Below are 12,686 nucleotides of genomic sequence, written 5' to 3'. Positions count from 1 at the left end.
GTTCTGTCACCCCGGAGGCATCATGGACCCCAGTCAGAACCCCAACGTTTTCCACGCCACCACCATCGTCTGCGTCCGTCGCGGCGAGCACGTGGCCATTGCCGGCGACGGCCAGGTCACGCTGGGCCACACCGTGATGAAGGGCAACGCGCGCAAGGTGCGCCGCCTTGGCCGCGACGGCCAGGTGCTGGCCGGTTTCGCCGGTGCCGCCGCCGATGCCTTCACCCTGTTCGAGCTGTTCGAAGCCAAGCTGGAAAAGCACGGCCAGCTGCAGCGCGCCGCGGTCGAGCTGGCCAAGGATTGGCGCACCGAGCGCCGCCTGGGCAAGCTCGAAGCCCTGCTGGCAGTGGCTGACAAGGAAACCTCGCTGATCATCAGCGGCACCGGCGATGTGATCGAACCGGAGGACGGCATCATCGCCATCGGCTCCGGTGGTTCCTATGCACTGTCGGCCGCGCGCGCGTTGATGGCGCACACCGAACTGGATGCACGCACCATCGCCAGCGAGGCGATCGGCATCGCCGGCGACATCTGCATCTACACCAACCGCAACGTGGTGGTCGAGGAGTTGTGACCGCTCTTCTGTAGTGCCGAGCCATGCTCGGCAGGGCTGCCCGTCAGCCGAGCATGGCTCGGCTCTACATGCATCTGAATCCGTGAGCACATCCATGTCGAAGATCGAAGTTTCCTCCGCCACCATGACCCCGCGCGAGATCGTGCAGGAACTGGACCGGCATATCGTGGGCCAGCACGACGCCAAGCGCGCGGTGGCCATTGCCCTGCGCAACCGCTGGCGCCGCATGCAGCTGGCGCCGGAGCTTCGCAATGAAGTGATGCCGAAGAACATCCTGATGATCGGCCCGACCGGTGTCGGCAAGACCGAGATCGCGCGCCGCCTGGCCACGCTGGCCAACGCACCGTTCGTGAAGGTCGAAGCCACGCGCTTCACCGAAGTGGGCTACGTCGGCAAGGACGTCGAGCAGATCATCCGTGACCTTGCTGATACCGCGGTCAAGCTGTACCGCGAACAGGCCAAGGTGCGCGTGCGTACCCAGGCCGAAGAACGCGCCGAAGACCGTATCCTCGATGCGCTGCTGCCGCGTCGTAGCGGCGGCATCGGTTTCGATCCTGAAGTCGCCCGCAACGAACCGTCAGCGCAGGACAACGAGACCCGCATCAAGTTCCGCAAGATGCTGCGCAACGGTGAGCTGGACGCGCGTGAGATCGAGCTCGACCTGGCCGCCAATGTCAGCATGGACATCATGACCCCGCCGGGCATGGAGGAAATGGGCCAGCAGCTGAAGTCGATGTTCGCCAATCTCGGCGGCGGCGCGAAGGCGCACAAGCGCACGCTGACCATCAAGGCTGCGCGCCCGCTGCTGATCGAGGAAGAAGCCGGCAAGCTGGTCAACGAAGACGATATCCGCACCGCGGCGATCGAGGCCTGCGAGCAGCACGGCATCGTCTTCATCGACGAGATCGACAAGGTTGCCAAGCGCGGCGACAACGTGGGCGGTGGCGATGTCTCCCGCGAAGGCGTGCAGCGCGACCTGCTGCCGCTGGTGGAAGGCTCGAACGTGTCCACCAAGTACGGCACGATCAAGACCGACCATATCCTGTTCATTGCGTCGGGCGCGTTCCACCTGGCCAAGCCCAGCGACCTCATTCCGGAGCTGCAGGGCCGTTTCCCGATCCGCGTGGAACTGGGTGCGCTGAGCAAGGGTGATTTCGTGCGTATCCTGACCGAGCCGAAGGCTGCGCTGACCAAGCAGTACGAAGCGTTGCTGGCCACCGAGGGCGTCAAGGTCAGTTTCACCGCCGATGCCATCGAGCGCCTGGCCGAGATCGCGTTCCAGGTGAACGAGCGCCAGGAAAACATCGGCGCGCGCCGCCTGCATACGGTGCTGGAGCGCCTGCTGGATTCGCTCAGCTACGAGGCACCGGACCGCGATGGCGAAACCCTGGCCATCGACAGCGCCTACGTCGATGCACACCTGGGTGAGCTGGTGCAGGACCCGGACCTGAGCCGCTACATCCTGTAACGCCCGATCCGGCCGGATCCCTCGCCACGGCGAGGGCCCTGACTCCATCCGCTGCAACAGAAAAGGCCGCCGCAGGGCGGCCTTTTGCGTTGGCGCTCAGCACGATTGCCGGGCGCGGTAGTCCTGCGGTACCTGGTCGATCACCGCGCTGGTGCGGGCAGCACTGATGCCGGTCGAGGGCGAACGGCCGCTGCCGCGCAGCTCGTCCACCAGATGCGCGATCAACGGTTGCTGGATCGACGACGGGTTGGGGATGTCGAACGTCTGCACACCGGCTTCGGTCTCCAGCACCACCGGTACATCCTCGAAGGTGGCAAAACGCAGCTGGCCGCGGTCGCCGGTGATCTCGATCTCATCCTGGCGGCGGAACGCGCAGAAGCTCCATTGCGCGATGCCATGCACGCCTGGCCCGATGCGGAAGCACATCGAGACGCTGTCCTCGGCGGCGTAAGCGCCGGCCAATGAACTGGCCAGGCCGCGCACATCGCTCAGCGGCCCCAGTAGATGATCGAGCAGGTCCAGGGTGTGCGAGCCCAGATCGACGAACAGCCCGCCGCCGGAGATCGCGGGATTGGTCCGCCAGAAGTCCGGCGATGCGGCATTCACCGAATGCGGCCGATGCAGGGTGGCGCGAACGCTGCGCGGTGTACCGATCGCGCCGCTGTCCAGCAGCTGCTTCACCTGCGCGAATCGGGGCAGGGCGCGGCGGTAGTAGGCGACGAACACGGGCACGCCACGGCGTGCACTGGCTTCCAGGATGCGCTCGCATTCGGCGAGGTCCAGGGCCATGGGTTTCTCGATATAGACCGGCTTGCCCGCCGCAATCGCCTGCAATGCGTACTGCATGTGCGTGGAGGGCGGTGTTGCAACGTATACAGCGTTCACGTCCGGATCGCCGATCAGCGCGTCGGCATCCGTGTACCAGCGTGGCACCGCGTGGCGCCGCGCATAGTCTTCGGCCAATGCGGCATTGCGGCGCATGACCGCCGCCACCCGTGAGCCGGGTGTGCTGGCCAGGGCGGGGCCGCTCTTCTTCTCGGTGACGCTGCCGCAGCCGATGAAGCCCCACACCACGTTGTCCAGGATCATGGGTCTGTCCTCACAGTGGGGCTGCGGTGGCGGCAGCGACCCCGCTCATGCCTCGGGCAGCGGCTCGGGCACGGTGCCGGGAACGAACACGCCGTCCTTCACGTAGGCGGCCAGGGTCATGTCCAGTGCGAGCATGCCATCGCGCTTGAGGTCCATCAGTTCCGGTTCGACCATCGCACCGTGCAGTACGCCCAGCACGGTGGCATGCAGCATGCGTGCGGCGATCTTCGGGTCTGCACCCTCGCGCAGCTGGCCCAGGTCCTTTGCCCGGCGCAGGGCACGTTCCATCCGGTCCAGTCCATCGCGGAAACCGGCCTGCTGCAGTTCGGTCAGCACCCGGGTATCAGCCGACGCATCGCTGCGCAGCATGATCTCCATGGTCTTGCGCAGGCGCTCGTCCTCGGACAGTTCGATGAACGAGTGGATCATCACCGCGCGCAGGTCGTGCACCGGCGTGTCGCGCTGGTCGGTCGAGGTGCGCTCCAGCTCCTGCATGAAAGGCAGATGCACGCGCTCGACGATCGCGGCCAGCACCTCGCTCTTGTTCTTGAAGTGCCAGTAGACCGCACCGCGGGTATAGCCGGCGCGGGCACCGATCATCTCCAGCGTGGTACGGGCCACGCCGTGTTCATGGAAGCAGGCTTCGGCGGCGTCAAGGATGCCTTCCCGGGTTGCCTGGGTGTCCTCTTTGGTCTTGCGGGCCATGGATGGGTACGAGTGCGGGTGAAACGTGGCTGAATTGTACCGGTTTACAAACAAACAATCATGTATGTATATTTCGCTCCCATCATTCCCGTCGTGTGCGTGGCAGGCCGGTCCGGCTTCCACTCCCCGCTGGTGAGCGTTGCCTGCTGGCGCTTTCGGCCTGTATCAGCGCGATTTGAGATTCCTTCCCCTAAGAGCCTTTCTGTCATGTTGCTGAGCCGAATCCGACCCTTTGCGCTGTCGCTGGCGATCGCCGCGACCGTGGCTGCCTGCGGCGGCCAACCCCAGGCCCCCGAGCAGGGCCCGGGTGACGTCACTGTGGTCACGCTGAAGTCCGAGACCGTGGGCCTGACCCGCGAACTGCCGGGCCGTACCAACGCCTTCCTGGTCGCCGAAGTGCGGCCGCAGGTCAGTGGCATCGTCGCCAAGCGCCTGTTCTCCGAAGGTGGCATGGTCAAGGCCGGCGAGGCGCTGTACCAGATCGAGGACGCCAGCTACCGCGCCCAGGCCAACAGTGCCCGTGCCCAGCTGGCCCGCGCCGAGGCCACCGCCAACGCCGCCCGGCTGAGCGCCAAGCGCATCACCGAGCTGGCCAAGGTCGATGCGGTCAGCCAGCAGGACCTGGAAAATGCCGTGGCCGCGCAGAAGCAGGCCGAGGCGGATGTCGGTGCCGCGAAGGCATCGCTGGACGCAGCCAACGTCACCCTGGGCTACGCCCGCATCACCGCGCCGATCAGCGGCCGCATCGGCAAGTCCAGCGTCACCCAGGGTGCGCTGGTCAGCGCCGGCCAGGCCAATGCACTGGCTACGGTGCAGCAGCTGGATCCGATCTATGTCGACCTGACCCAGTCCTCGGCCGAGCTGCTGCAGCTGCGCCGCGAACTGGCCGCCGGCCGCCTGCAGGACAACCAGACCCTGCCGGTCAGCATCCTGATGGAAGACGGCAGCACCTTCGAGCACAAGGGCACGCTGGAGTTCTCCGAAGTCAGCGTCGATCCGACCACCGGCAGCTTCGGCCTGCGCGTGAAGGTGGACAACCCGGACGGCCTGCTGATGCCGGGCATGTACGTGCGTGCGGTGATCGGCGGCGGCGTGCGCAGTGATGCCGTGCTGGTGCCGATGCAGGGCATCGCCCGCGATCCGAAGGGCGATACCACGGCGATGGTGGTCGGCAAGGACAACAAGGTCGAAGTACGCCCGGTCAAGGTCAGCCGCACGGTTGGCGACAAGTGGCTGGTCGAGGACGGCCTGAAGGCCGGTGACAAGGTCATCGTGGAAGGCCTGCAGAAGATCGGCCCCGGCATGCCGGTCAAGGCCACCGAAAAGGGCGACGTACCGGCCAAGCCGGCGGCCGCCGCCCAGCCTGCCGCCCCGGCCGGCGACGCGAAGTAAGCGGAGAACCCCATGGCACGCTTTTTCATCGATCGACCCATCTTCGCGTGGGTGATCGCCATCATCATCATGCTCGCCGGCGGCCTGGCCCTGTTCAAGCTGCCGGTCTCGATGTACCCCAACGTCGCGCCGCCAGCGGTGGAAATCAGCGCCACCTACCCGGGTGCATCGGCCAAGGTGGTCGAAGACTCGGTGACGCAGATCATCGAGCAGAACATGAAGGGCCTTGATGGCCTGATCTACTTCTCCTCCAACAGCTCGTCCAACGGCCAGGCCACCATCACCCTGACCTTCGAGAGCGGCACCAACCCGGACATCGCCCAGGTGCAGGTGCAGAACAAGCTGCAGCTGGCCATGCCGCTGCTGCCGCAGGAAGTGCAGCGGCAGGGCATCAACGTGGCCAAGTCCAGCTCGGGCTTCCTGAACGTCATCGCGTTCGTATCCGAGAACGGCAGCATGGACGCCAACGACATCGCCGACTACGTCGGTTCCAATGTCGTCGACCGCCTCAGCCGCGTGCCGGGCGTGGGCAACATCCAGGTATTCGGTGGCAAGTACGCCATGCGCATCTGGCTGGACCCGAACAAGCTGCATACCTATGGCCTGTCCGTCGCGGAAGTGACTGCGGCGATCAAGGCGCAGAATGCCCAGGTGGCGATCGGCCAGCTCGGCGGTGCGCCGTCGGTGAAGGGCCAGCAGCTCAACGCCACCATCAACGCGCAGTCGCGCCTGCAGACCCCGGAACAGTTCCGCAACATCATCGTGCGCGGCGCGCAGGACGGTGCCGAGCTGCGCCTGGGTGATGTCGCCCGCGTCGAACTGGGTGCCGAGTCCTACGACTTCGTCACCCGCTACAACGGCCAGCCGGCCAGCGGCCTGGCGGTCACCCTGGCGACCGGCGCCAATGCGCTGGATACCGCTGCCGGCGTGGATGCTGCGCTGGACGACATGAAGAGCTTCTTCCCGACCGGATTGAAGGCCGAGATCCCGTACGACACCACCCCCTTCGTGCGCGTGTCGATCAAGGGCGTGGTGCAGACCCTGCTCGAAGCGATCGTGCTGGTGTTCGTGGTGATGTACCTGTTCCTGCAGAACTTCCGCGCCACCCTGATCCCGACCATCGCCGTGCCGGTGGTGCTGCTGGGTACCTTCGGCGTGCTGGCGATGCTGGGCTTTTCGGTGAACATGCTGACCATGTTCGCGATGGTGCTGGCGATCGGCCTGCTGGTGGACGACGCCATCGTGGTGGTGGAGAACGTCGAGCGCATCATGTCCGAGGAAGGACTGTCGCCGCTTGAAGCGACCCGCAAGTCGATGGGCCAGATCACCGGTGCGCTGGTGGGTATCGGCCTGGTGCTGTCGGCGGTGTTCGTGCCGATGGCCTTCATGAGCGGATCCACCGGCGTGATCTACCGGCAGTTCTCGGCCACGATTGTCTCTGCAATGGCGTTGTCGGTACTGGTGGCGATCGTGCTGACGCCGGCACTGTGCGCGACCATGCTCAAGCCGTTGAAGAAGGGCGAGCATCATGTTGCCCACCGCGGCCTGGCCGGTCGCTTCTTCAACGGTTTCAACCGCGGCTTCGACCGCACCAGCGAAAGTTACCAGCGTGGTGTGCGCGGCATCATCCATCGTCCGTGGCGCTTCATGGGCATCGTGGCGGCACTGTTCGTGCTGATGGGCGTGCTGTTCGTGCGCCTGCCCAGCTCGTTCCTGCCCAACGAAGACCAGGGCGTGCTGATGGCGCTGGTGCAGGCCCCGGTCGGCGCCACCCAGGAGCGCACGCTGGAATCGATCGCGGCATTGGAGAACCACTTCCTGCAGAACGAGAAGGATGCGGTGGATTCGGTGTTCTCCGTGCAGGGCTTCAGCTTCGCCGGCATGGGCCAGAACGCCGGCATGGCATTCGTCAAGCTGAAGGACTGGAGCGAGCGTGACGCCAACAATGGCGTGATGCCGATCACCGGTCGTGCGATGGCAGCCCTGGGCCAGATCAAGGATGCCTTCATCTTCGCCTTCCCGCCGCCGGCCATTCCGGAACTGGGTACCGCCTCGGGCTATACCTTCTTCCTGAAGGACAACAGCGGCCAGGGCCACGAGGCACTGGTGGCCGCACGCAACCAGCTGCTCGGCCTGGCCGCCGGCAGCAAGAAGCTGGCCAACGTGCGCCCGAACGGCCAGGAGGACACGCCGCAGTTCCGCATCGACATCGACGCGGCCAAGGCGACCTCGCTGGGGCTGTCGATCGACCAGATCAACGGCACGCTGGCCGCTGCGTGGGGCAGCTCGTACATCGACGACTTCGTCGATCGTGGCCGCGTCAAGCGCGTGTTCGTGCAGGCCGACCAGCCGTTCCGCATGGTCCCGGAGGACTTTGACCTGTGGTCCGTGAAGAACGACAAGGGCGAGATGGTGCCGTTCAGCGCGTTCGCCACCAAGCACTGGGATTACGGTTCGCCGCGCCTGGAGCGCTACAACGGTGTGTCGGCGATGGAGATCCAGGGCGAACCGGCCCCGGGTGTTGCCTCCGGCGATGCCATGGCCGAGATCGAGCAACTGGCCAAGCAGCTGCCTGCGGGCTTCGGCATCGAGTGGACGGCGATGTCCTACCAGGAACGCCAGGCGGGCTCGCAGACGCCGTTGCTGTACACGCTGTCGCTGATGATCGTGTTCCTGTGCCTGGCCGCGATGTACGAAAGCTGGAGCGTGCCGACGGCGGTGCTGCTGGCGGCCCCGCTGGGTATCCTCGGCGCAGTGCTGGCCAATACCTTCAAGGGCCTGGAGCGCGACATCTATTTCCAGGTGGCGATGCTGACCACGGTGGGCCTGACCAGCAAGAACGCGATCCTGATCGTCGAGTTCGCCAAGGAAAACCTGGAGAAGGGCGCCAGCCTGGTCGACGCGATCATGCACGCCGTGCGCGACCGCCTGCGCCCGATCGTGATGACCTCGCTGGCCTTCGGCATGGGCGTGGTACCGCTGGCGATCTCCACCGGTGCCGGCTCCGGCGCCAAGCAGGCGATCGGCACCGGCGTGCTCGGCGGCATGATCGTCGGCACCGTGCTCGGCGTGTTCTTCGTACCGCTGTTCTTCGTAGTGGTGCAGCGCGTGTTCAAGCGCAAATCCACGACGTGATCGAAACGGCAGTGCCGGCCGCTGGCCGGCACTGCCTCCTGCCATCCGGCAGTACCGATGGAAGTCATTCCCATGAAAAGTGCATCCCTGTTCCTTTCCATTGCCGCCGCGCTCGCGCTGGCCGGCTGCTCCACTCTGGTGCCGAAGAACACCGCCGTCGCTCCGGCAATTCCGGCGCAGTGGCCGGCCGAGGCTGTACAGGGCCAGGTGGCTGATGTCGCCGCCGTCGGCTGGCGCGATTTCTTCACCGATGCGCGCCTGCAGCAAGTGATCGAGCAGTCGCTGCAGAACAACCGCGACCTGCGCGTGGCCGTGCTCAACGTTGAACGCGCGCGCGGCCAGTACCGCGTACAGCGTGCCGACCGCGTGCCCGGCGTGGCCGTCACCGGCCAGATGCAGCGCGAGGGCACCGACGCTGGCGTCACCGAGCAGTTCACCGCCGGTGTCGGCGTGGCCGAGTTCGAGCTGGACCTGTTCGGCCGCGTGCGCAACCTCAGCGAAGCGGCACTGCAGCAGTACTTTGCCGTAGCTGCCAATCGTCGCAACGCGCAGCTGAGCCTGGTGGCCGAGACAGCGACGGCGTGGCTGACCTACGGTGCCGATGCCCAGCGTCTGAAGATCGCCGATGCCACGCTGAAGACCTACGAGGATTCGTTGCGCTTGGCCGAGGCCCGCCACGAGCGTGGTGGCAGTTCGGCACTGGAACTGACCCAGACCCGCACGCTGGTCGAGACCGCGCGCACTGATGCCGCGCGCCTGCGTGGCCAGCTGGCCCAGGACCGCAACGCGCTGGCGCTGCTGGCCGGTGGCCAGTTGGATCCGGCGCTGCTGCCGGACGGCATCGAACCGCAGTTGCTGGCACTGGCGCCTCCGCCGGCCGGCCTGCCCAGCGATGTGCTGCTGCAGCGCCCGGACATCATGGCCGCCGAACACCAACTGCTGGCCGCCAATGCCAACATCGGCGCGGCACGTGCCGCGTTCTTCCCGAGCATCTCGCTGACCGGCAGCATTGGCAGTGGCTCCAGCGAATTGTCCAGCCTGTTCGACAGCGGCACTCGCGTATGGAGTTTCCTGCCGAAGATCACCCTGCCGATCTTCCAGGGCGGCAAGCTGCGCGCCAACCTGGCCGTCGCCAACGCTGATCGTGATATCGCACTGGCGCAGTACGAGAAGTCGATCCAGGTGGGCTTCCGCGAAACCGCCGATGCGCTGGCGTTGAATGTCAGCCTGGATGAACAGGTCAGTTCACAGCAGCGCCTGGTGGAAGCGGCCGAACAGGCCAACCGCCTGTCGCAGGCACGCTACGACGCCGGCCTGGACAGCTTCGTGACCCTGCTGGACGCACGACGTACTGCCTACAACGCGCAGCAGACCCAGTTGCAGGCTCAGTTGGCCCAGCAGGCCAACCGCATCACTCTGTACAAGGTACTGGGCGGCGGCTGGCACGAGCGCGGCTGAGGGAAGGCCGGCCGGCGGCCGGCTCTACCTGGATGATCGATGGCAGTGCCGGCCGCTGGCCGGCATTGTCATTCCGGGGCCTGCTACACCGCTTCATCGTCGCGCCGCGCCGCATGGCAGGCGCGGACGCGCGCCAGCGCATCGCCTGCTTCGCGGGCCATCTGCTCGTACTCGGCACGGATCTCTTCCAGGCGCGCTTCGTCCAGTTCTTCCAGATCCAGCAGTTCGTTGTTGGCTTCGGCCGTCGCCCGGATCAGCTCGTCCAGCTTGATCTGCATCGCGGCGGTGTCCGCGTTCTGCGTGTGCTGGATCAGGAACACCATCAGGAAGGTGATGATGGTGGTGCCGGTATTGATCACCAGCTGCCAGGTGTCGTTGAAACCGAACACCGGACCACTGATGCCCCAGATCACCACGATCCCTACCGCAGCCAGGAAGGTCCACGGTGAGCCAGTGGCTGTCGCGGCCTTCTTGGCGATCGTATTGAACAGGTTGCGCGCTTTCATCGTCGTCGTGTTCCCACTCAGGTGACGAGGATGATCGGCAGTGACCCGTGCAGGCGCCGTGCAGCGCCGGTCAGGCGCGCATGCGCTGCAGTCGTGGCGCCTGCAGGCTGCGCACCGGGCTGCTCTGGTAGACGTGCTGCCAGCAACGGTCGACGAACTCACGGGCCTGGGCTTCGCTCAGCCGCGGCATGATCTGCAAGGCATACTGGGTCTGGAACATCTCGTCACGTTCGGCCTCGCTGGCGCGCGGCTGGGTGATCAGCGAATCACAGGCGAACTTGATCCACGGCACGTACGAGCCGAACGAGTTGTGCGGCAGTGCGCCTTCGGCATGCTGGCGGCGCCAGTGGTCAAGCTCGGCGTCTACGTTGATGACCGGAGGAATGGTGGGGACTTCAGCGTGCATGACAATCCAGTTCGGTTGAGTGGAAAGGGAGTGGGGGTTCATCGGAGTGTGGCGTATGTGGCGGTGCATGCCGCGTCAGCGGGATGTGGAGCCGGCGTGGCGATTGCCGATCAATTGCGCATGCTCGACCGCACCGAGGTCCTCGGCCATGTCGGCCATCGCATTGCACAGGCGCTCCTGATCGAGCGGATGGTCGCGCACCAGTTCCAGCTGCAGGCCCTGGTAGGCGGTCCAGAACCTGGCGCCACGCTGGTGCAGCGCGTACTGCTGCTGCAGGCGCTCGCGGATGGCATCGAGGATCGGGTCGGGCGGGGGACGTACGGCATGCGCGCACATGGCTGGCTCCGCCGGGGAAAGGGACCCCGGTAACCCCACCCTAGGCGCCTCGGCCGGATGGGGTGTTACCGCAGTGTATGCACGCAGCGCAGCTGACTGTGCACGGGTTCACGGCATCGGCCGCAAACGCTGCAGGCACTAGAGCGTGCCCGCGCTGAAGCGTTCATTAAACGGGTTCAATGACACGTTGCACGGTGCTTATTCACCGATGTCTTCGTTCCAGATCTCCGGATGCTGCGCAATGAAGCCACCCAGCAGGTCAACGCATTCCTGGTTGTCGAGGTCGATCACGTTGACGCCGTTCTCGCGCAGCCAGTCGATGCCGCCCTGGAACGTGCGCGATTCGCCCACCACCACGGTGCCGATGTTGAACTGGCGCACCAGGCCCGAGCAGTACCAGCACGGCGCCAGGGTGGTGACCATGATGGTGTCCTGGTAGCGGCGCTGGCGGCCGGCCTTGCGGAAGGCGTCGGTTTCGCCGTGCACCGACGGGTCGCCTTCCTGCACGCGGCGGTTGTGGCCGCAGCCGAGCAGGCGGCCGTCGTTGTGGTACAGCGCCGCGCCGATCGGCACGCCGCCCTCGGCCAGGCCCTGGCGGGCTTCGGCGATGGCGGTCTGCAGCAGGGCCTGGTAGTCGGGCGTGGTGATCATGCGGGGGCTCCGGTCAGTCGTGGCCCGCCATCATACGGGCAGGGGGTGCCGCTCGCCCCCGGCGGTGCGATAATCGGGGCCATGAGCGAATCCCCCTACAAAGCCGGTACCACCCATTTCGGGTTCCGCGACGTCGCCGCCAAGGACAAGCAGAAGCTGGTCGGCCAGGTGTTCACCTCGGTCGCGCGCAACTACGACCTGATGAACGACCTGATGAGCCTGGGCGTGCACCGGGCGTGGAAGCGCTACTACGTCGCGACCGCGCAGGTGAAGCCGGGCGACCGCGTGCTCGATCTGGCCGGCGGCACCGGCGACATCGCCGCCCTGCTGAAGGAACGCGTCGGCGCCGAGGGCTCGGTGGTGCTGGGCGACATCAACGCCGGCATGCTGTCGGTCGGCCGGGACCGCCTGACCAACCGCGGCCTGGTGCTTGGCCTGGACTACGTGCAGTGCAACGCCGAAGCCCTGCCGTTCCCGGACAACAGCTTCGACCTGGTCACCATTGCCTTCGGCCTGCGCAACGTGACCGACAAGGACGCCGGCCTGCGCGAGATGTACCGCGTGCTGAAGGTGGGCGGCCAGGCCCGCGTGCTGGAGTTCTCCGAGGTCACTGCGGACTGGTTCAAGCCGATCTACGACTTCCACTCGTTCAAGATCCTGCCCAGGTTGGGCAAGTTGTTCGCCAACGATTCGGACAGCTACCAGTATCTGGCCGAGAGCATCCGCAAGCATCCGCCGCAGGACGAACTGAAGGCGATGATGGGGCAGGCCGGCTTCGAGCGCTGCCACTACAAGAACCTGACCGGCGGCATCGTGTCGATCCATTCCGGCTACAAGCTGTAAGCCCGGTGTTCCGGTAGTGCCGGCCGCTGGCCGGCACCTGCGCGGGCAACCACCGGGCGACGGGGTTGCCGGCCAGCGGCCGGCACTACCGGCGCTGTGCCTGCCATTACCCCGCACCGCGTA

The 12,686-nt window shown here is 66.0% G+C and carries 12 protein-coding genes; 6 read left to right on the top strand and 6 right to left on the bottom strand.

The window, feature by feature from the left end; all coding sequences use genetic code 11:
- Window positions 1-22: 22 nt before the first annotated feature.
- Window positions 23-574: an ATP-dependent protease subunit HslV gene (hslV, locus tag ACUDTM_RS09825; RefSeq protein WP_005411093.1), complete on the top strand. Its 552-nt coding sequence runs from the start codon at window positions 23-25 to the stop codon at window positions 572-574.
- Between the two features lie 94 nt (window positions 575-668).
- On the top strand, window positions 669-2,042 hold the full coding sequence (gene hslU / locus ACUDTM_RS09820) for an ATP-dependent protease ATPase subunit HslU (protein ID WP_088496537.1): 1,374 nt from the start codon (window positions 669-671) through the stop codon (window positions 2,040-2,042).
- 96 nt (window positions 2,043-2,138) lie between these two features.
- On the opposite strand, the gene ACUDTM_RS09815 is transcribed toward hslU, so the two are convergent.
- Complete coding sequence (locus ACUDTM_RS09815) at window positions 2,139-3,131, bottom strand: Gfo/Idh/MocA family protein (protein ID WP_445391289.1); 993 nt, start codon at window positions 3,129-3,131, stop codon at window positions 2,139-2,141.
- A 45-nt stretch (window positions 3,132-3,176) separates the two neighbouring features.
- The gene (gene smeT / locus ACUDTM_RS09810; RefSeq protein WP_088496536.1) at window positions 3,177-3,836 is read right to left on the bottom strand and encodes an efflux transporter SmeDEF transcriptional repressor SmeT; all 660 of its coding nucleotides are present in this window, start codon (window positions 3,834-3,836) and stop codon (window positions 3,177-3,179) included.
- A gap of 207 nt (window positions 3,837-4,043) precedes the next feature.
- On the opposite strand from smeT, the gene smeD reads away from it, so the two are divergent.
- Genes smeD through smeF form a run of 3 tightly spaced genes read left to right on the top strand, consistent with a single transcriptional unit; the run spans window position 4,044 to window position 9,821 of the window.
- Window positions 4,044-5,228, top strand: coding sequence for a multidrug efflux RND transporter periplasmic adaptor subunit SmeD (gene smeD, locus ACUDTM_RS09805; RefSeq protein WP_072167198.1), 1,185 nt, complete (start codon window positions 4,044-4,046; stop codon window positions 5,226-5,228).
- A 12-nt stretch (window positions 5,229-5,240) separates the two neighbouring features.
- Complete coding sequence (gene smeE, locus ACUDTM_RS09800) at window positions 5,241-8,363, top strand: multidrug efflux RND transporter permease subunit SmeE (protein ID WP_445391288.1); 3,123 nt, start codon at window positions 5,241-5,243, stop codon at window positions 8,361-8,363.
- A gap of 57 nt (window positions 8,364-8,420) precedes the next feature.
- Window positions 8,421-9,821, top strand: a complete 1,401-nt coding sequence (gene smeF, locus ACUDTM_RS09795) for a multidrug efflux RND transporter outer membrane subunit SmeF (protein ID WP_252745254.1) — start codon at window positions 8,421-8,423, stop codon at window positions 9,819-9,821.
- 83 nt (window positions 9,822-9,904) lie between these two features.
- Here smeF and ACUDTM_RS09790 read toward each other — a convergent pair whose 3' ends face one another.
- The 4 genes from ACUDTM_RS09790 to ACUDTM_RS09775 all read right to left on the bottom strand — a co-directional run bounded on the left by ACUDTM_RS09790 (window position 9,905) and on the right by ACUDTM_RS09775 (window position 11,720).
- Complete coding sequence (locus tag ACUDTM_RS09790) at window positions 9,905-10,327, bottom strand: low affinity iron permease family protein (RefSeq protein WP_069139167.1); 423 nt, start codon at window positions 10,325-10,327, stop codon at window positions 9,905-9,907.
- 70 nt (window positions 10,328-10,397) lie between these two features.
- Window positions 10,398-10,733, bottom strand: coding sequence for a hypothetical protein (locus ACUDTM_RS09785; RefSeq protein ID WP_005411085.1), 336 nt, complete (start codon window positions 10,731-10,733; stop codon window positions 10,398-10,400).
- A 75-nt stretch (window positions 10,734-10,808) separates the two neighbouring features.
- The gene (locus ACUDTM_RS09780) at window positions 10,809-11,069 is read right to left on the bottom strand and encodes a hypothetical protein (protein WP_053497535.1); all 261 of its coding nucleotides are present in this window, start codon (window positions 11,067-11,069) and stop codon (window positions 10,809-10,811) included.
- 198 nt (window positions 11,070-11,267) lie between these two features.
- Window positions 11,268-11,720 carry a nucleoside deaminase gene (locus ACUDTM_RS09775; RefSeq protein WP_049399252.1) on the bottom strand — a complete coding sequence of 151 codons (453 nt, stop codon included), beginning with the start codon at window positions 11,718-11,720 and terminating at the stop codon, window positions 11,268-11,270.
- Between the two features lie 81 nt (window positions 11,721-11,801).
- On the opposite strand from ACUDTM_RS09775, the gene ubiE reads away from it, so the two are divergent.
- On the top strand, window positions 11,802-12,563 hold the full coding sequence (gene ubiE, locus ACUDTM_RS09770) for a bifunctional demethylmenaquinone methyltransferase/2-methoxy-6-polyprenyl-1,4-benzoquinol methylase UbiE (RefSeq protein ID WP_005419407.1): 762 nt from the start codon (window positions 11,802-11,804) through the stop codon (window positions 12,561-12,563).
- The last annotated feature ends 123 nt before the right edge of the window (window positions 12,564-12,686 follow it).

The organism is Stenotrophomonas maltophilia group sp. vghtpe118 (assembly GCF_052605195.1).
Note: the sequence above shows the minus strand (reverse complement) of the source record. Positions and strands in the feature narration are given on the sequence as shown.